We start from the raw sequence: 18,216 nt of genomic DNA, 5'->3' as shown, positions 1-18,216 counted from the left end.
ATAAAAATTTTATTTTTTATGAAACTCAAGCTTTTTACTAAGAGCTAAAGCATTGTTAGTAAATTTAAGCCAAAAAAGCTCTAAAGCATAAATTTTAGCACTCCTATCTAAGCTCGCAAAAGCAAACTTAGAAAAATAAATTTGCTCTTGCTCTTTAGTGGCTATTTTAAATTCAGCCTTAGCTTGAATACCTTTTAAAAAGGCTATTTTATTTTCTTTGGCTATATTAATAGCTATGCTTGAATTTTTACTGGCTAATCTTATATGCTTAGTCTCTTTGTGAGAAGCGATGATAAAAGCTAGGTTTTTCTCATCAAAAGCATAAAAAGCACTAGCCGTATAAACGCCCTTTTCATCTCTCATAGCCCAAGATAAAAGCTGCTCGTTTTTTATAAATTCTAAAATTCTTTCATCCATTTGATAAAATTATACTCAAGTATTTTTAAAAATAGCCGATTTGAATTTCAAGGTATAAATCAAAGGAGTAAAAATGCAAATTGATGCAAGTAAAAATCAAAATTTTTCTATGGACTACACAACAAAAAGTGGTAAGCATTTGTCCTTGTCTATGTTTGATAAGCAAAGTGTAAATTATGCTAGCAATGAAGAAGGAAATAGCCTAAGCTTAAGAAGACAATATGGATTTAGCTTTACTTTTGAAGGTTCTAAACTCACTCAAGATGACTTAAATGAGATTAAAAGTGCTATGAAAGAAGTCGAACCTATGATAAATGACTTTTTGGCTAATTCTAAGGTTGGCAAACTCAAACCTAAAGAAATCATAGAATCGGCTATGCAAATGGCAAATATACTGCCTACACCAAGCGATGAAAATCATCAAAATGCCCTTATGAATAATTTTGCCAATAAACTAGACGATTTGCTCAAACAAAATCAAACAAATGATAAGAATATCAACTCTTCTATGCTCGAAGATAGCAAAAAATTACTCGATGAAGTTTTAGAACAAATGAAAAAACAGCTTGAAAAACAGCAAGAAAAGGCTAAAGAAAATCAAACTAACACAAAAGAGGGGCTAAATCTTTACGCTTAAATCCTATAATATTAAAAAAGGAGCTTTTAAATGACAAAGATTGAAATTTTAGAAAATATGCTCAAACTCCAACAAAAACTCAACGATGAAACAAATGGCTTAAACTGGGAAAATGGCTACACCCAAGAAGGAAAGCTCATAAGCTGGAGGCGTTGTATTTATATGGAGTGTGCTGAGCTTATAGACTCTTTTGCTTGGAAGCATTGGAAAAACATCTCAGCCCCTACAAATTGGGAAAATGTTCGCATAGAAATTGTCGATATTTGGCATTTTATTCTCAGCCTTTTGCTTGAAGAATATCGCAAGGACAATAATTTTAACACAATAGCCAATGAAGTGGTCTCTCTAAGCGTTTTTAAAGATTTTTGCAAAGAAGAAGAATGCCCTAGTGAAAGTGATATTTATGGTATTTTAAACGATATAGAGCTTATCATTCATAAATGCAGTGGCTTTGGCTTCAAGCTTGAAGAATTACTTTCGACTTATTTTACTTTGGCGATGAAATGCGGACTTAATCTTGAAATTCTTTATAAAACCTATATAGGCAAAAATGTTTTAAATATCTTTAGACAAAATAAAGGTTATAAAGACGGCAGCTATAAAAAAATTTGGAATGGCAAAGAAGATAATGAAGTTTTAGCAGGGATTTTAGAACAAGAGCTTGATTTTGATGCGATTTATAAAAGATTAGAAGAATGTTATAAAAATGCGTAATTTAAATATTTTAAGATTTGCTATCAAGGATTTTTTCACTCCAAAATTTTTAAAATTCTCCTTACTCCCCCTAATTTTCAGCTTTTTATTCTTGCTAGTTTTTGGAATTTGGGGTTTTATAAAATTGCAAGATTATTTTGCTTCCCTATTTAGCGTAAGCGAAACCTCTTTTTGGGCGTGGTTTTATGCCCTTCATTTTGTCCAAGTTCTTATCACTCTTATAAGCTTTTTATTTTCAGGCTTTATTGTCATTTTTGCTTCGGTTTTTTTGGCTCTTTTTATCACTTCTTTTCTTACCCCCTTCATCGTCAAAGAAATCAATCAAAAATACTACCACCACGAAAATACTAACGAAATTTCAACCCTGAAGCTTTTATTTGAAATTTTTAAAATATTTGCGAAATTCTTAGGCATTTTTTTGCTTTGCACTTTGGCTTTGTTTTTGCCTTTTATCAATCTTTTTGTGTATTATCTGGCTCTTTATTATCTCTTTCATAAGCTTTTAATGATTGATATTACAAGCACGGTTTTAGACAAGGAAAGTTTTAAAAATTTTCATTCTAATTTTTCGCCTTTAGAGTTTAAATTTAGCACTCTTTGTTTTTATCTGCTCTCATCAGTGCCACTTTTGGGACTTTTTTTACAGGTGTTTTTTGTGATTTTTCTCACGCATTTGGGTTATCAAAGAATTTTAAAATTAGAAATTAAGGCTTGAAATATCGATTTTATGATTATACAAATAAGCCCTTAAAAGTCTTGGAATTTTAGCTATTCTGCACTCTTCTTTGAAATTTTTAGGCAATTTTTCACAAGTTTCGTATTTAAAAACAACAGCCTTTTCGTTTTTATACACAAGTGCTATTTTGCCACCTAAAACACAATCACCCTTTAAAAGCTCTTTTCTTTGAGCCGCGCTCAAAAGCAAACCCTTCATTTTTACCGCTCTAGCGATTAAACTTGCATTTTTAGGACAAATAAGAAGTCCCTGACTTTCTTTAATATTTTCAAAATCATAAAGTTTTTTTCTCTCTTCGCTAAGATAAGAAAAACTTCTTTTTAAACCTTTATCAAACTCATTCACAAAGGCATTTGAGAAATTTTTTCTCATATAATTTCTAAAATATTTTTCATTTTCATTGCTCTCATCCTCAAAATAAAAAATTTCATTCTTGCTTAAAAAAGTTAAAATTTCATTCTTGCTTACAAAAAGTAAGGGGCGTAAAAGTGTATAGTTTTGGCGTTTTTCACACTCGCTCATTCCTAAAATTTCAGCCAGACCCGCCCCACGAGAAAGTTGCATCAAAAACCATTCAAACTGGTCATTTAAATGATGGGCTAAAATGAGCTTATCATAGCCTTGTTCAAGGCAAATTTTTTCAAAAAATTCATAGCGAAAGTCCCTTGCGTTTTTTTCAAAATTACTCTGAAATTTAAAAGCGTGTTCTATGAAAATTTTTTTATGAAATTTTAAGGCAAGTTCTTTGGCTTTTAACTCTTCTAAATCGCTATTTTTTCTAGTTTTATAATTTACCATAATCAAATCAAATAAAATGCCTTCTCGCACCAAAAGATAAAAAAGTGCAGTAGAATCACTTCCATAAGAAAAAGCAAGCAAATTTTTGCCCCTTTTTAAAAGAGCTAAAATTTCATCTTTAATTTTCATCTATTTTTCTTAAAGCCTTAGCAAGGAGTTTTTTATCTAAGTGCTGCAAAATTTCACATTCGTAAATTTGTCCCATTTCCAAATTTCCACATTCACTTTCATTGATAAGAATTTCCCCATCAATCTCCCTATCCCAACGCAAATCCTTTCCCCCAATAAAAAATTCCCCCTCACTACTCTCTCCAGTGCAAACCACCAAACGCCTTTGTCCTACTTCTTTTTCAAAACTTTTTTCTATGACCTCATCAACAATTTTTTCTATGATTTTAAGCCTTTTATTCATCACTTTAAAAGGCACTTGTTCCATATTAAAAGCCGCAGTGTCTTCTTCTTTAGAATACGCAAAAACACTTACCCTATCAAAGCCAAAATCTTTTATAAATTCACAAAGCTCTTCAAAATCTTGCTCATTTTCGCCCGGATGTCCTACAATAAAACCTGTGCGTAAAAAGCTATTAGGTGCTGCTTTCATAAGCTCTAAAAGCTTTAAAATTTGAGCCTTATTGGCACCTCTTTTCATCATTTTAAGCATTTTATCGCTAATGTGCTGCAAAGGCATATCAAAATAATTTACAAAGATTTTAGAAGCTATAATGCGTTTGATTAAAGTCTCACTTACGCTTGTAGGATAAAGATATAAAATTCTAGCCGCTCTTATGCCTTTGATTTTTTCCACCTCAGCTATTAAGCGTATAAGCCCATCTTTTTCGCCCCTATCAAACAAATAAGAAGAACTATCTTGTGCTATGAAAGAAAAATCCTTAAAACCCCTTGCCACTAGCTCTTTAAGCTCGGTTATAATGCTAGTGATTTCACGCGATTTTAACCTGCCTTTAAAGCTAGGAATGGCACAAAAGGAGCATTTTTGATTACAGCCTTCAGAGATTTTAATAAAAGCGTGTGAATTGGAGCCTGTAATAATGCGTTTGGAATTTTCACCCTGCAAATAGGTCGAATTTGAAAATAAATTCGTCTTTTTGAGTATCATTTCATCAATTCTCTCATAATCGCCAACCCCTGTGAAAAGATCAACTTCTGGAAGCTCTTTCATAAGCTCATCGCGGTAACGCTGCATCAAACAACCCGTTACGACTAGAAGCGAATTGGCTTTTCTTTGCTCGTGCAAAGCTAAAATCGCATTGATACTCTCTTTTTTCGCACTCTCAATAAAACCACAGGTATTTACGATTAAAACATCAGCCTTGCTTGGCTCATCACAAAGCTCATAAGCACTAAGGCGTCCTAGCATAATCTCACTATCGACTAAATTTTTATTACAACCCAAAGACCTAAGATAAAGTTTTGACATTTTTTTCCTAATATTAAAGTTTTATTTGATATAATTTTCGGTTTAAAAATATAATTATAGCAAAGAACTTTTATGGATAATTACGAATTTAGCGAACTTTTAAAAAATCTAAAAAACAAAGTCGGCAATATAGCTTCTATCATCAAGCCTGAAAATATCCAAATAAGACTTAAAGAAATAGAAGAACTTGAAAATTCCCCTTCTTTTTGGAGCGATGTCAGACAAGCAGGCTTCATAGGCAAAGAAAAAACTAAACTCAGCCATTTGCTAAAAAACTACGAAAATGCCTTTAACGCCTTAAATGACGCTAGTGAGCTTTTCGATTTAGCCAATAGCGAAAACGACACACAAACGCTTGAAGCTTTATTTAATGACGCACCAAAACTCGAAAATACCATCACAAGTCTTGAAATTTCCATGCTTTTAAGTGGTGAGCATGACAATAAAAACGCCATTGTTTCCATACATCCCGGAGCCGGTGGCACAGAGAGCAATGACTGGGCGAGTATGCTTTATAGAATGTATTTGCGTTTTTGTGAAAGAGAGGGTTTTAAGGTCGAGACTTTGGATTTTCAAGAAGGCGAAGAAGCGGGACTTAAGGATGTGAGCTTTTTGGTTAAAGGCGAAAATGCTTATGGCTATTTAAAGGCTGAAAATGGTATTCATCGTTTGGTAAGAACTTCTCCTTTTGATAGTGCAGGACGCCGTCATACAAGCTTTTGTAGTGTTATGGTAAGCCCTGAGCTTGATGATGATATAGAAATTGAAATTGAAGAAAAAGATATAAGAATAGACTATTATAGGGCAAGCGGTGCAGGTGGGCAGCATGTCAATAAAACCGAATCAGCCGTGAGAATCACGCATTTTCCAACGGGCATAGTCGTGCAATGTCAAAATGACAGAAGTCAGCACAAAAACAAAGCCACTGCCTTTAAAATGCTAAAATCCCGCCTTTATGAGCTTGAGCTTATGAAGCAGCAAGATAGTGCAAATTCAAGCGAAAAAAGCGAGATAGGCTGGGGGCATCAAATCCGCTCTTATGTGCTTTTTCCCTATCAACAAGTAAAGGATAATCGTAGCAATGAAGCCTTTTCTGCAGTGGATAATATCTTAGATGGGGATATTAAAAAAATGATAGAAGGTGTTTTGATAGCTTTGAAAGCAGAGTAAAGGCTACAAAATTTAAAATGATTTAAAAAAATTATAGGCTGATGATTCTTATTCTTTATTAGAAATTTCAATTTTACTTGTATATTTTTGTAACATTCTTTCAATTAAAATTTAAGAAATATTAAATTTTAAATAATTTATTATGAATAATAAAATAAAATATTAATATTTTATAAGCTAGGAGTAAAAATGAAAATTCTAAACATAGGTGCAAAAGCCCTTTTTTTAATGGCAAGTTTAGGCTGTTTAAATACCGCCCTAGTCGCTAAGGACATCAAACCCATCATCGTCATACACGGAGGCACAAGTGGTCTAGGTTTAAGCAAGGAAGAATTTGCCAAACGCGAAGTTGTGATGAAGCAAAGTTTAAAGGCAGGGCAGAAAATTTTAGAACAGGGTGGAAGTGCTACTGATGCAGTGATTGCAGCGATTAAGGTTATGGAAGATAGCGAAGAATTTAATGCAGGAAAAGGAGCGGTATTTACAGCAGATGGCTTTAATGAGCTTGATGCTTCCTTGATGGAAGGTAAGAGCAAAAAAGCAGGAGCCATAGCTATGGCAAGAACGATTAAAAATCCTATCGAAGCAGCTAGAGTAGTGATGGAAAAAACGCCTCACACACTCATAGCAGGAGAGGGAGCAGACAAGCTAGCTAAAGAAAATGGACTTGAAATTGTGTCGCAAAAATACTTTTACACCCCGCACCGCTACAAACAACTTGAAGATGCCAAAAAGAGCAAAGAAATTCTGCTCGATAGCGATAAGGCAAAGGCACATTTGGGTAATTATACCGAGCCTTATTTGGGCACTGTGGGTGCCATAGCCTTAGACAAGGAAGGGAATTTAGCCGCTGGGACAAGCACGGGTGGCACGACCAATAAAATGACAGGACGCATAGGCGATTCGCCTATTATCGGGGCGGGTAATTACGCAGATAATGATTCTGTGGCTATTTCTTGCACAGGCACGGGCGATATTTTCATAAGGGCTATTGCAGCTTATGAAGTGTCCGCTCTTTATAAATATAAAAAATTATCCGTGCAAAAAGCAGCCCAGCAGAGTATAGATGAAGTGGCGAAATTAGGCGGAACGGGTGGCATTATCTCCATCGATAAAAACGGCAATGTAGGCTATGCTTGGACTAAGGATAAACTAGGAATGTATCACGGCGAAGCCAGAGTGGGTCAAGAGCCTAAGGTCTTTTTTCCTGTTGCTAAGTAAATGCAAATTAGCTTGAACCTTGAGTTTTAGGACAAGAATATTGTCCTAAACACTTTAGCATTAGCTAAATTTTTATCCTAAATCTTAAAATTTAAACAACGCAATTAAGCTTAAAATAATAACTTCATTCGGGCAAATTTTTATGCAAAATTTCTTCTAAAACCGCAGTGGCATAAGAGCCTTTTTGTAAAAAAAATTCCATACAAAAATGAGCCTTTTCTTCATCATAACGCCATTTTAAATCTTCTAAATATCCCCACATAAAGCGTCTTGAGCCTTGCATTTTAGCCTTAAATTCCAAAGCGTCTTTAAAGATTTCATTTTCTAAATTTAAAGCCAATCCTTCCCCTGCCTCATAAGCCTTAGCACCGATTAAAAGTCCCATAGCACTAATATCTCTTGCTTTAAAACGCTCAAGCTCAGCATTTAAATTCTCACACAAAAAACACTTTCCAAAAGGATAATGCCCCAAAACCTCGCCCCTTAAAAGCTTGAAAAATTGCTTTTGTTTTTTAAGCTGCCTAGCTTCTTCTTTAGAAATTTTATAAATTTGAATCAATTCTTTCTCACTAAAATCATTTGTAAAATGCGATAATTCCACTCTTTTACTCAAATAACGATTAAAAAGCTCACTTTGAAAAGCTGAGATTAAAAACTCTTTCATTTTTACATTTTTCATCTTTTTGCCACGCAAAATTTCAAGCCCTTCCTTATAATTATCTTTAAATTTTCCAAAACGCTGATAGCCAAAATAATTCGCAAAACCCTGTTTATCCAAATTTATCAAAGCCTGTTCTAGCTTTAAAGCATCACTTGGCAAGACTTTTTTTAAACGGATGAAAAAGGAATTTCCTTTTAAATGCCCTATTCTTAGCTTATTTTCGTGAGTGAAACTTTCCAAAATTTTAAGCTTAGAATGAGAAAAATTCGACAAAAAACTCTCAAATTTTTTAGGCATAGAAAGGTATTGAAAGGTCGAACCCTGTTTGTCTTTAAGTCCCGCATAACCAAAATCACGCAGTTTTACCCCACTTATCTGGCTTAAAATTCGCAAAGCCTCACTTGTGGTTAGGTCCTTTTTGTGAATATGCAAAATAAGATGTTCGCCCTTGCCACTAAATTCATACAAGGGCCTTTCACGCACCACAAAATCATCGCTATTTTTACTAAAATACGCATTAATAGGACTATGCTTTAAACTATACAAAGGTTTAAAAATGATGCTCTCTTCCGTCAAATTCATATTTTCCTTTCACTGCTTTTCCAAAGATATTTAATTTCACGCCGTGTTTTTTTGCGATTTGCTCTATATTTTGACGCTCTTTTTCATCAAAACCAAACAAAATTTCATATTCTTCCCCACTATAAAGCGTTCCATCATCAAGCTTTTTAAACCAAGAAATTCCACAATGATTTAAATTTAAAAGCCTTGATAAATCCTTACTCAAACCATCTGAAATATCCATAGCACAAGAAATAAAAGGTGCGATTTCATAGAAAAAATCAGCCCTTAATCTAGGCTTTATGAAGATATGATTTGAATTTAAAGTGCCTCCATTTTGTAAAAGCTCAAGCCCTTTTAAACTCCGCCCTAATCTTCCTGTGTAGGCTAGTAAATGCCCCTTTTTTAAACCTTTTCTAAAGACGGCTTTGTTATTGATTTTTGAAATAATAGTAAGGCTAAGGTCTATTTTATCATTACTAATGGTATCGCCGCCTATGATTTCTATATTAAATTTTCTAGCTGTTTTTAAAAAGCCTTTTTGCAAGGCTTTGATTTCATCTTCGCTGAAATTTTTTGGCAGGGCAAGTCCTAAAAGTGCGTATTTTGGCACGGCATTCATCACAATGGCATCTGAAATATTGACAAGCATTGCTTTGGAAGCGATTTGCTCTAAGCTAAACCATTCTCTTTTAAAATGCACATTTTCAAAAAACAAATCCTTGCTAAAACACCAATCGTCTATGATAGCACCATCATCGCCATTTTTTTCATTTAAAAAGGCTTTGATAATCAAATCTTCTTTATTCATAGAAGCAATTTTATAAAATTTGCTTTTAAATTTGAGTGAATTTAAAAAAAATTTTATATAATATAAAAATTTTAAGGAAAAATGATGAAAAAATTAGAATTAAGAATTTTTAGATTTGATAAGAATAAGGATTACGAGGCTTATTATAAACCCTATGTTTATGAAACTTACGAAAATTTTGCAAGCCTTTATGATTTGCTTTTGCAGGTGCAAGAAGATGATATTTATTTTGATTTTGACAAAAATGAAGACGCTTATATAAAGGTAAATAAGCAAATTTTGCCCCTTTTTACCCCTTTAGAAAAGTTGGTAAAAAAGCTGGGTTTTGAGCTTTGTATCGAGCCTTTAAGCACCAAAAGAGCTATAAAAGACCTCATCATCGATAAAAATGATTTTTTAGACAAATACAAATACCTTGCAAAATTTGGCAATGAAAGAGATAAAAAGCTTTATGAAAGGTATGATTATTTGTATTATGCGAGTGAAATTTTAGAATACCATCCTGATTATATGGGCGATGGAGTGTTTTACTTGGCTTTTAAAATGATAGAAAAATACCCTGAAAAAAAGATGGAAATTTTAAAAATCCTAGCCGATAGAGAAAAGGGGATTTTTTACCATCTTCCTAGTAAAAATGAAAAGCTAGAAAATGCCATAAAAACTTTGCAAAATGAAATTTTAACCTTAGGGCTTTTTGATAAAAATATTTTACACTTTGACTTAGCTAAAACGGGAGCTTTTGATAATGAAATCAAAGAGCTTAAAGAAATAAAATATGATTTTAAAAATTTCAATATAGCCCTTTATGGCTTTGAGGCTTGCGACACTTTAAAAGCTAAGTTAAAAGCCAAAATTATCTCCTATGAAAACAGCACAAAAAACAATGGCTTTACTTTGCTGAATTTAAATCCCAAACTAAGCTATAAAATGACGGCTGATATACTTTTAGACGCTTATGATAGTGGGGCTGATTTTATGGTGGTAGAAGAAGAAAAAGACTTTTATCTTTTTGATACTTGTGCTAAAAAACTTATGCAAACAAGTGGTAGGGAATTTGATGATTTTTATATTTTAAGTCGTTTCGAGTTTTTAGCTCTTATTCAAGGCATACAAACTCCATCATTAAAAAATCACACCCTAAAGGTTACTCTCGTATGAAAATTTCTTTAGAATGCAAAGACCTTATCATAGAAAAGGCTTTAGAGCTTTTTTTAAAAGAGCATTTGGTAATGAAAAAGGATTGTGATTTTATCATCAGTGATGAAAAAATTCACAGCCTAAAACCCATCTTTATCATAAATAAAAACTCACCCTTTTTAAGTGTGCCTTTTAGTAAAGAAGCCCTAATGACAGCTTTGGAAGAATTTGACAATGCCTTGCAAGCTGCAGCCTTAAAACTTGCTTTGGAGCAAAAAAGATTACTTGAAGAAAAAATTGACTCTATTGCTTTGGAATTTCAAAAAGACTATGAAAATAAAATATCCTCCGCCATCAAAGAGCTTAAAAGCAAACTCATAAAAGCCCTTAATGATGAATGATGAATTTATAAGCGTCAAGGACTTTTTTAACTCCACTAAGAAGCAAAAAAATTTGCTTCAAAAAGTCCATACTCCCAAAGAACAAGTAAAAAAAGCTAAAGAAACAAAGCTTTATACCCATATAGAAAGTGGTAAATTTAAGGGTAAAAAACTGCTTTTGCCTAGTCTTACAACGACAAGAAGCACTAAAAGCATAGTAAAAAATTGTGTTTTTAATGTCATAAGAGAAGATTTAAGAGCTAAAATTTTCATCGAAGCCTTTGGTGGAAGCGGAGTGATGGCAGCTGAGGCTCTGAGTAATTATGCTTTAAAAGCTTATGCCATCGAGCTTGATACAAAAGCTTATAAAATCGCCTTAGAAAATGCTAAAAATCTTGATATAAATTTAGAAATTATCCACGCAAATACTTTTGAAATTTTACCCCAACTCCTAGAACGCTTAAAAAGGGAATATTCAAAAAATGAAATCATTCTTTATTTAGACCCACCCTTTGATATAAGAGAAGGTTTTAGTGATATTTATGAAAAAATTTATAGCTTTTTAGAAAATTTAGATTTAAAGGCTTTAAATTTAATTATTTTTGAACACCACTCAACCATCAAAACTCCTAAAAATTTACAGAATTTTCAAAAAAGCAAAGAAAAGAAATTTGGCTCAACGAGTTTGAGTTTTTACACTCCCTAACTCACTTGGAACACTTATTGCTTTATCTATCTTTAACAATAGATTAAAGGAAGAATCCATGAGAGTTTTAACACTATTTTTACTCTTTATGACAAGCATTTTTGCGGTGCAAATCAAGGATGTAGCAAACACCGTAGGCGTAAGAGATAACCAACTTATAGGTTATGGACTTGTTGTAGGGCTTAATGGAAGCGGCGATGGCACCAGTTCTAAATTCACTCTACAATCTGTGTCTAATCTTTTGCAAGGTATGAATATCAAAGTGGACCCTAATGACATCAAATCAAAAAATACCGCAGCTGTTATGGTTACAGCCAAACTTCCAGCCTTTGCAAAAAGCGGCGATAAACTTGACATCACAGTCTCATCCTTAGGTGATGCAAAGTCTTTACAAGGTGGGACGCTTTTACTTACTGCCCTTCGTGGGATAGATGGAGAAATTTATGCTATCGCTCAAGGCTCTATTGCAACAGGAGGTTTAGCAGCAAGACCGGGCGGAGCAGGTTCGCACTCAACCGCTGCAACTGTGATGGGAGGAGCTAATGTAGAAAGAGAAATCCCACAAAATTTTAGCCAAAATAGTGATTTAACTCTAAGCTTAAAAGTAGCGGATTTTAAAACAGCAAGCGATATAGAAAGGGTTTTAAACTCGGTCTTTGATGAAAGCGTAGCAAGGGCAATTGACTCACGCACCATTAAACTTCAAAAGCCCGAAGAACTTTCTAGTGTGGAATTTATGGCTAGGGTTTTAGAACAAGATATAGCTTATAAGCCTCAAAGCAAGGTCATCATCGATGAAAGAACAGGCACGGTTATAGCAGGAGTGGATGTAGAAGTAGAACCTGTTTTAATCACGCATAAGGACATTACCATCAAAATAGACCCTAACAATAACGCCGAGGCAAATCAAAATGAAGTGGATATGAGAGATGGGGGCTTCATAGACCCAAGTTCAAATACCCTAAGGATTAATAACGAAAAAAGCACAGTCGCAAACATAGCCAGAATGCTTAATAAGCTAGGTGCCACCCCTAATGACATCATAGCCATAATGGAGAATTTAAAGCGTGCAGGTGCCATTAATGCGGACTTGGAGATTATATGATGAAAATAGATAATTTTTTAAGCACTTATAGTATGAATAATGCCTTATTTGATAGTGCAAGTAAGGCAAAAAATTTAGAAGCTAACATCAAAATAGATGATAAAAGTATAATTACAAAAACCAAAGAAGACGAGCTTTTAAAAGAGCAAACCGATGCTTTTGAAGCCTTTTTCTTAAAGCAGGTATTAGATGTGTCTTTAAAGACTGAAAATTCACTTTTTGGCAAGGATGCAAGCGATGAAATATACTCTTCTATGTATAATGATACTATGAGTAAGGCTTTAAGTGGGGGTATGGGTTTTTCAAAATTATTATACGATTTTTTAAAAGAAAGGGGTTAAGTTTTTTAAATTTTGGTCGATATGGTTTGTAGAGGATTATAAACAAGGAGGCATAAAATGATTAATCCTGTGCAACAATCTTATGTGGCAAACACCACATTAAATACGAATAGAACAGATAAAGAAACAAAGACAAACGATACTCAAAAAACGGAAAATGATAAGGCGAGCAAAATCGCAGAGCAGATTAAAAACGGCACTTATAAGATAGATACTAAAGCCACAGCAGCAGCGATTGCGGACTCTTTAATCTAAACTAGCATTCTCCTTTTTTTGAGAAAGAAAAGGAGAAAAAATGCTTAAACAAAAATTAGACGCAGTCAATGCTATCTTAGCAAAACTTATTACTTTAACTGAAGAAGATATAGAAAATATCAAAGTAGCTAAACACGAAAGTGTAACGCCAAGTGTAGAAGAAAAAAACAAACTTATCGCCGAATTTATCGCAGCTAAAAAAGAGCTTGATAGTGCCTTAGTGGAGTTAAATAACAGCTCTACAAAAGGACTGAGTGAGCTTTTAGATGATGAAGATAAGGCAAAGCTTGATTTACTCAAAAAAAATCTTCAAGACCTTCATAGCAAAAACAAAGAATACGCTAAATTTGTTCTTATTGTTAAAGATTTTTTAGACGGCTTAGTCAATAAAATGTTTGATACCAATGATGGAACGAATAATGCTTATGGAGATAAAAAGACCAAGCCAGAGTCAATTTTTAAAATCAATGTATAAGGATTTATGATGGGTATTTTTGGAACATTATATACAGGGGTTACAGGCTTAAAAGCTAGTGAAGTGCAAATTGCTACAACAGGCAATAATATTTCTAATGCCAATGCGACCTTTTACACGCGTCAAAGAGTAGTGCAAACTACAAATGGCTATGTAACTACGGGTGGGGTGCAAGTAGGCACAGGAACGGCTATTGAGAGCATAGTGCGTCTGCACGATGAACATGCTTATTTTAAATTAAAAAGTGCTTCTACCCAACTTGAATACACCAAATATATGGCTTCAACCTTACAAGAAATTGCCCAGCGTTTTCCTGATTTGCAAAGCACGGGTATATTAAAGGATTTGGAAAATTACAACAAAGCTTGGAATGATTTTGCATCTAACCCCAATGAAAATGCAACAAAAGTATCTCTTGTTAAAGCTTCTCAAACCCTAACAGAAAGCATTAATAAAACCTTTTCCACCCTAGATAAAATCCAAAAAAAGACCAATGATGATATAAAATCAACCGTGGATGAGATTAATAGAATAGGCGAAGAAATTGCTACAATTAACAAAAAAATTTACGGACAAGAAGCCTTACCGACTGAACACGCCAATGAGCTTAGAGATAGAAGAGATGAGCTTGAGCTTACCCTTTCAAAACTTGTAAATGCCGTAGCTAGTAAAAACGAAATCAATCAAGACAATCGTCTTGATACCACTATCACAGACCCCGGCCATCAATACAATCTTAGCATAGAAGGCTTTAGTATAGTAGATGGAGTGAATTTTCATCCCTTAAAACTCGATTATGATGATAAAAATAAGGCTTATAGTATTTACTATGAAACCCCGGATGAAAAAGTACGCGACCTTACTTCAAAAATCAATGGTGGACAGCTTGGAGCACAACTTGATTTGCGTGGTAGAACTTATAGCAAAAGCGAAGGAAAATACATTGATGGTATTATCCAAGGCTATATGGATTCTTTAAACACCTTTACAAAAACTATGATTAATGAGACAAATAATCTTTATGCTAGTTCAGCTAAAAGCTCGGTTACTTCTGATTATCTTAGTGGTTTAAAAGGGGATATTCCCTTAGTTAATTATGACAAAACTATACAGCCGGGAAGCTTTGATATAGTCATTTATGATGAAAAAGGGGATAAAAAGCTTACAAAAACCATCAACATAGATGTCAAAACCACTATGGAAGATGTCATAAGACAAATCACCGCCAATACCGATGATAATGCAAACAACAATTCTAACGATGATGTGGATGATTTTATCAATGCAAGCTTTAGCTATGACACCAAAAGTGGAGATGGCTTGTTTCAAATCAATGCAAAATCCGGTTTTAAAGTCGCCATAGAAGATAAGGGAACCAATTTCGCTGGTGCTTTTAGTATAGGGGGATTTTTCAGCGGAAAAAATGCAAACGATATAAAAGTAAAAGACTCTATACTCAATGACCCTAGCAGCGTAAGAGCCAGTTTAAATGGGGTTGATAGTGGTAATGATATGGCAAATAAAATCATCCAACTTCAATACGATAAGGTCAATTTCTACAATGAAGATGGCACTATTGATAACCTTACTATGGAAGAATACTATCGCAAACTCACAGGAAAAATTGGCTCTGATGGGGAAAATAACAATGTTGTCCATGCTAGTAATGAAACGCTTTATAATTCTGTTTATACAGAGTATCAATCTAAAAGTGGGGTCAATACCAACGAAGAATTAGCCGCTTTAATCCAATATCAATCGAGCTACGGTGCAGCAGCGAAAATCGTTACAACGGTTGATCAAATGCTTGATACCCTGCTAGGACTTAAATCCTAGCTAAGCCTTCTAAAGCTATGCAAGATTTTCAAAGACTAAAAAACAAGCTTGATACTTTAGTGCGTGAAAAAAACACAAACCAAGCTCTTTTTGACTTCCCTGACCCCTTACAAATTGTCAAAATTCACAAAGATGAATTTATCGCTCTTATTTGTGCTTTATTTGCTTATGGTAAGGCTGAAAATATAGTGAATTTTTTAAAGAAGCTTGATTTTTCTGTGCTGAATTTAAATGAAAAGCAAATTCAAAAAGAGCTTAAGGGCTTAAAATATCGCTTTCAAAATGAAAGAGATATAAGTGAAATTTTCATTACGCTTTCAAGACTTAAAAAGGAAATTTCACTGAATGAGCTTTTCACAAAGGCTTATGAAAGAAGACAAAACACCACAGACTCCATACTTGCCTTCATACAAAAAATTCACAAACTTAATACTTACTCAAGCTATGGTTATGATTTTTTCTTCGGTAAAATTTGGCAAGGCACTCCTACTTCGCCCCTTAAACGCTACAATATGTATCTAAGATGGATGGTAAGAAAAGATGAGCTTGACCTCGGACTTTTTAGTCAAATTCACACCAAAGATTTACTCATACCCCTTGATACACATACGCATAAAATTTCCTTGACTTTAGGACTTTTAAAGCGTAAAATATACGATTATAAAAGCGTTTTGGAACTGACTTTAAAATTAAAAGAATTTGATTCAAACGACCCCATAAAATATGACTTTGCACTCTACCGTTTAGGGCAAAGTAAAGAAATTGATAAATTTAAGGAGCTAGAAAAATGGGCTTTGAAAACCTAGATACTCTTTATTATTTCATACTTTTTTTTGTGGCTGTTTTTGCGGGTTTTATTGATGCTATTGTAGGCGGTGGGGGCTTGATTACCATCCCTGCATTGATGGCTTGTGGAATTCCTGCTCACTTAGCCTTAGCGACAAACAAACTTCAAAGTGTTTTTGGCTCTTTTGCTGCCACTCTCAGCTATTTCAAATCCACCACCCTGCCCTATCTTGCTTGGGGTATATTTTTCACAGCACTAGGAGCAGCCATAGGCACTTATAGTGTGCTTTTTATCAAAGATGAACATCTTAAAATCATCATCTTGCTTTTTCTTAGCCTGACCTTTTTATATACAGCCTTAAGACCAAATTTAGGAAAAGAAGAAAGCGAGCCAAAGATTAAAAACATTAAAATTTTTCACTTGATTTTTGGTTTAACTTTAGGATTTTATGATGGGTTTTTAGGACCGGGAACGGGTTCTTTTTGGATTTTTGCCTGTGTGATGTTTTTGGGCTTTAATATGAAAAAAGCAAGTGTCAATACCAAAATATTAAATTTTACAAGCAATGTTGTCGCTTTGATAATTTTTTTATGGCAGTATGAAATTCTATGGGCTGTGGGTTTGCTTATGGGTGTAGGGCAACTCTTAGGAGCTTTTTTAGGCTCTAAACTTGTGTTAAAAACTAAGGGTAATTTTATTAAAAATTTATTTTTACTTGTGGTAGGAGCGACTATTATCAAAGTAGCTTGGGATTATTTTGCTTAAAATCTTTTTTGATTTTTAATACTTCAAAATAAAATTTCACATATCCACCCTTATACCAATTTTTGTGTGCTTTTATCAAGGCACTTCCGAGTTTATAACAAAGGGTATTTTTGCATTTTAAAGCTTCTTCATAGTCATCAAAATCTTCTAAGTTGGCTTTAATTAGCTGTGTATGTTCTTTTTTAATTCGATAAAGTATAAAGGGTATTTTTATGAGTGCTTTCATATTTTTTGAGTTTTCTATCAACGCTAAACCTAATTTATAAGATAAATGATTTTCAACCAAAGATAAAGCACCCTTTTTTGGTAGTTCTTCAAATTTTAACTTTGAAAAGGGAATTTTACTCTCATCCTTATATAACTTACACTCACTCGTATCGCTATCTTTAAACAGAGCAAAGCGATTTTTATAGGTGTTATTGTAAATATAATCATATACGAATTCTAATTTTTCTGCCGCACTTTCAAGCTTTTCAAGTTCTTTTTCAAGTAAATTTGGGTCTAAAAATTTATCTTTTTCAAATTCAAAATTATAATCGTCCTTTTTCATGGCAACATAGCGTCTAACTTGTTCTTTTGTTAGATTAGGAGTATGTTTTCTATCCCAAAAAGAATTTTCTTTGATTAATTTACTAGGATTTCCAGCATAGATAGTATTAGAAAATTTAATCCCACTATTAACACTTTTTGCCCCCAAAATACTTCCACTAGCTATAAAACTTCCTTTTAGTATGGCAAGCTCTCTAGCAAACCAAATATGATCGCCCAAATAAATACTTTTAGCTATATTTATACGCTCATAATTATCATTAAAAATCATATGATGGTCATTTGTATCAAGCCAAATATCCCAAGAAAACATACAATCATTGCCTATAATAATATGCTTACTTTCAAGCGCATTCATACACACCCGTTCAAAAGTAGTATTATTTCCAATATAACAAACGCTATCATTAGATATTTCTATTCTCGCCCCTCCTCCCCAATAAAGCCCTGCGTTATCGCCTACAAAAACCAAAGAATTATTTTGATGATAAATTATATCGATACAAAAAGAACTCCCCGCAAAAAAGACTATATTGTTGCTCCCTTTAAATTCAAGCTTTAAATTGTGTTGTAAGGATAAATCTCCATATATAATATTAGCTTTTTCATCTATGGTTTTTAGCATAGTAGTCCTGATTATTTTTAATATAAGTCCTAAATTTACCTTTTTTTATATTAAAAAGTCCTAAATTTACCTTGTTGTCTTTTAAAGCATT

General features: G+C 33.6%; 21 protein-coding genes. 15 read left to right on the top strand and 6 right to left on the bottom strand.

Annotation, left to right across the window (positions count from 1 at the left end):
- Positions 1-9: 9 nt before the first annotated feature.
- Positions 10-417 carry a hypothetical protein gene (locus tag ACLL8X_RS07035; protein WP_411990216.1) on the bottom strand — a complete coding sequence of 136 codons (408 nt, stop codon included), beginning with the start codon at positions 415-417 and terminating at the stop codon, positions 10-12.
- A 73-nt stretch (positions 418-490) separates the two neighbouring features.
- Here ACLL8X_RS07035 and ciaI point away from each other — a divergent pair, with 73 nt between their 5' ends.
- Genes ciaI through ACLL8X_RS07020 form a run of 3 tightly spaced genes read left to right on the top strand, consistent with a single transcriptional unit; the run spans position 491 to position 2,483 of the window.
- Positions 491-1,054, top strand: coding sequence for an intracellular survival protein CiaI (gene ciaI, locus ACLL8X_RS07030; RefSeq protein WP_411990215.1), 564 nt, complete (start codon positions 491-493; stop codon positions 1,052-1,054).
- A 30-nt stretch (positions 1,055-1,084) separates the two neighbouring features.
- On the top strand, positions 1,085-1,768 hold the full coding sequence (dut, locus tag ACLL8X_RS07025) for a dUTPase (RefSeq protein ID WP_411990214.1): 684 nt from the start codon (positions 1,085-1,087) through the stop codon (positions 1,766-1,768).
- Positions 1,761-2,483, top strand: a complete 723-nt coding sequence (locus tag ACLL8X_RS07020) for an EI24 domain-containing protein (protein WP_411990213.1) — start codon at positions 1,761-1,763, stop codon at positions 2,481-2,483. The genes dut and ACLL8X_RS07020 overlap by 8 nt, the downstream gene beginning before the upstream one ends.
- Here ACLL8X_RS07020 and tilS read toward each other — a convergent pair.
- Complete coding sequence (gene tilS, locus ACLL8X_RS07015) at positions 2,466-3,431, bottom strand: tRNA lysidine(34) synthetase TilS (RefSeq protein WP_411990212.1); 966 nt, start codon at positions 3,429-3,431, stop codon at positions 2,466-2,468. The genes ACLL8X_RS07020 and tilS overlap by 18 nt on opposite strands.
- A complete protein-coding gene (rimO, locus tag ACLL8X_RS07010; RefSeq protein ID WP_411990211.1) occupies positions 3,421-4,740 on the bottom strand; it encodes a 30S ribosomal protein S12 methylthiotransferase RimO in 1,320 nt (439 codons plus the stop codon). The genes tilS and rimO overlap by 11 nt, the downstream gene beginning before the upstream one ends.
- A gap of 72 nt (positions 4,741-4,812) precedes the next feature.
- On the opposite strand from rimO, the gene prfB reads away from it, so the two are divergent.
- Both prfB and ACLL8X_RS07000 read left to right on the top strand, forming a co-directional pair.
- On the top strand, positions 4,813-5,910 hold the full coding sequence (gene prfB / locus ACLL8X_RS07005) for a peptide chain release factor 2 (RefSeq protein ID WP_411990210.1): 1,098 nt from the start codon (positions 4,813-4,815) through the stop codon (positions 5,908-5,910).
- A 189-nt stretch (positions 5,911-6,099) separates the two neighbouring features.
- The gene (locus tag ACLL8X_RS07000) at positions 6,100-7,131 is read left to right on the top strand and encodes an isoaspartyl peptidase/L-asparaginase family protein (RefSeq protein WP_411990209.1); all 1,032 of its coding nucleotides are present in this window, start codon (positions 6,100-6,102) and stop codon (positions 7,129-7,131) included.
- A 124-nt stretch (positions 7,132-7,255) separates the two neighbouring features.
- Here ACLL8X_RS07000 and truD read toward each other — a convergent pair whose 3' ends face one another.
- Positions 7,256-8,374, bottom strand: coding sequence for a tRNA pseudouridine(13) synthase TruD (gene truD, locus ACLL8X_RS06995; protein WP_411990208.1), 1,119 nt, complete (start codon positions 8,372-8,374; stop codon positions 7,256-7,258).
- Positions 8,343-9,164 carry a thiamine-phosphate kinase gene (locus ACLL8X_RS06990; RefSeq protein WP_411990207.1) on the bottom strand — a complete coding sequence of 274 codons (822 nt, stop codon included), beginning with the start codon at positions 9,162-9,164 and terminating at the stop codon, positions 8,343-8,345. Before ACLL8X_RS06990 ends, truD begins: the two co-directional genes overlap by 32 nt.
- Positions 9,165-9,248: 84 nt before the next feature.
- Here ACLL8X_RS06990 and ACLL8X_RS06985 point away from each other — a divergent pair, with 84 nt between their 5' ends.
- The 10 genes from ACLL8X_RS06985 to ACLL8X_RS06940 are packed head-to-tail and all read left to right on the top strand — an operon-like array spanning position 9,249 to position 16,951.
- Complete coding sequence (locus tag ACLL8X_RS06985) at positions 9,249-10,322, top strand: DUF5644 domain-containing protein (RefSeq protein WP_411990206.1); 1,074 nt, start codon at positions 9,249-9,251, stop codon at positions 10,320-10,322.
- Positions 10,319-10,702, top strand: coding sequence for a hypothetical protein (locus tag ACLL8X_RS06980; RefSeq protein ID WP_411990205.1), 384 nt, complete (start codon positions 10,319-10,321; stop codon positions 10,700-10,702). The genes ACLL8X_RS06985 and ACLL8X_RS06980 overlap by 4 nt, the downstream gene beginning before the upstream one ends.
- Positions 10,695-11,387, top strand: coding sequence for a 16S rRNA (guanine(966)-N(2))-methyltransferase RsmD (rsmD, locus tag ACLL8X_RS06975; protein WP_411990227.1), 693 nt, complete (start codon positions 10,695-10,697; stop codon positions 11,385-11,387). The genes ACLL8X_RS06980 and rsmD overlap by 8 nt, the downstream gene beginning before the upstream one ends.
- 58 nt (positions 11,388-11,445) lie before the next feature.
- Positions 11,446-12,492 carry a flagellar basal body P-ring protein FlgI gene (locus ACLL8X_RS06970; RefSeq protein WP_411990204.1) on the top strand — a complete coding sequence of 349 codons (1,047 nt, stop codon included), beginning with the start codon at positions 11,446-11,448 and terminating at the stop codon, positions 12,490-12,492.
- Positions 12,492-12,833: a rod-binding protein gene (locus ACLL8X_RS06965; RefSeq protein WP_411990226.1), complete on the top strand. Its 342-nt coding sequence runs from the start codon at positions 12,492-12,494 to the stop codon at positions 12,831-12,833. Before ACLL8X_RS06970 ends, ACLL8X_RS06965 begins: the two co-directional genes overlap by 1 nt.
- 57 nt (positions 12,834-12,890) lie before the next feature.
- Complete coding sequence (gene flgM, locus ACLL8X_RS06960) at positions 12,891-13,088, top strand: flagellar biosynthesis anti-sigma factor FlgM (RefSeq protein ID WP_411990203.1); 198 nt, start codon at positions 12,891-12,893, stop codon at positions 13,086-13,088.
- Between the two features lie 40 nt (positions 13,089-13,128).
- A complete protein-coding gene (locus tag ACLL8X_RS06955) occupies positions 13,129-13,563 on the top strand; it encodes a flagellar protein FlgN (RefSeq protein WP_411990202.1) in 435 nt (144 codons plus the stop codon).
- A 9-nt stretch (positions 13,564-13,572) separates the two neighbouring features.
- Entirely contained in the window at positions 13,573-15,399 is a 1,827-nt protein-coding gene (gene flgK, locus ACLL8X_RS06950) for a flagellar hook-associated protein FlgK (protein ID WP_411990201.1), read from the top strand.
- Positions 15,400-15,416: 17 nt separating this feature from the next.
- Positions 15,417-16,205, top strand: a complete 789-nt coding sequence (locus ACLL8X_RS06945) for a TIGR02757 family protein (RefSeq protein ID WP_411990200.1) — start codon at positions 15,417-15,419, stop codon at positions 16,203-16,205.
- Positions 16,187-16,951, top strand: a complete 765-nt coding sequence (locus tag ACLL8X_RS06940; protein ID WP_411990199.1) for a TSUP family transporter — start codon at positions 16,187-16,189, stop codon at positions 16,949-16,951. Before ACLL8X_RS06945 ends, ACLL8X_RS06940 begins: the two co-directional genes overlap by 19 nt.
- Here ACLL8X_RS06940 and ACLL8X_RS06935 read toward each other — a convergent pair.
- Positions 16,923-18,125, bottom strand: coding sequence for an acyltransferase (locus ACLL8X_RS06935; RefSeq protein WP_411990198.1), 1,203 nt, complete (start codon positions 18,123-18,125; stop codon positions 16,923-16,925). The two genes, ACLL8X_RS06940 and ACLL8X_RS06935, sit on opposite strands and share 29 nt — an antisense overlap.
- Positions 18,126-18,216: the final 91 nt, after the last annotated feature.

Source organism: Campylobacter parajejuni (assembly GCF_046764905.1).
In the GTDB taxonomy this organism is placed as follows: Bacteria; Campylobacterota; Campylobacteria; order Campylobacterales; family Campylobacteraceae; genus Campylobacter_D.
This window is presented reverse-complemented; position numbering and strand designations above follow the sequence as displayed.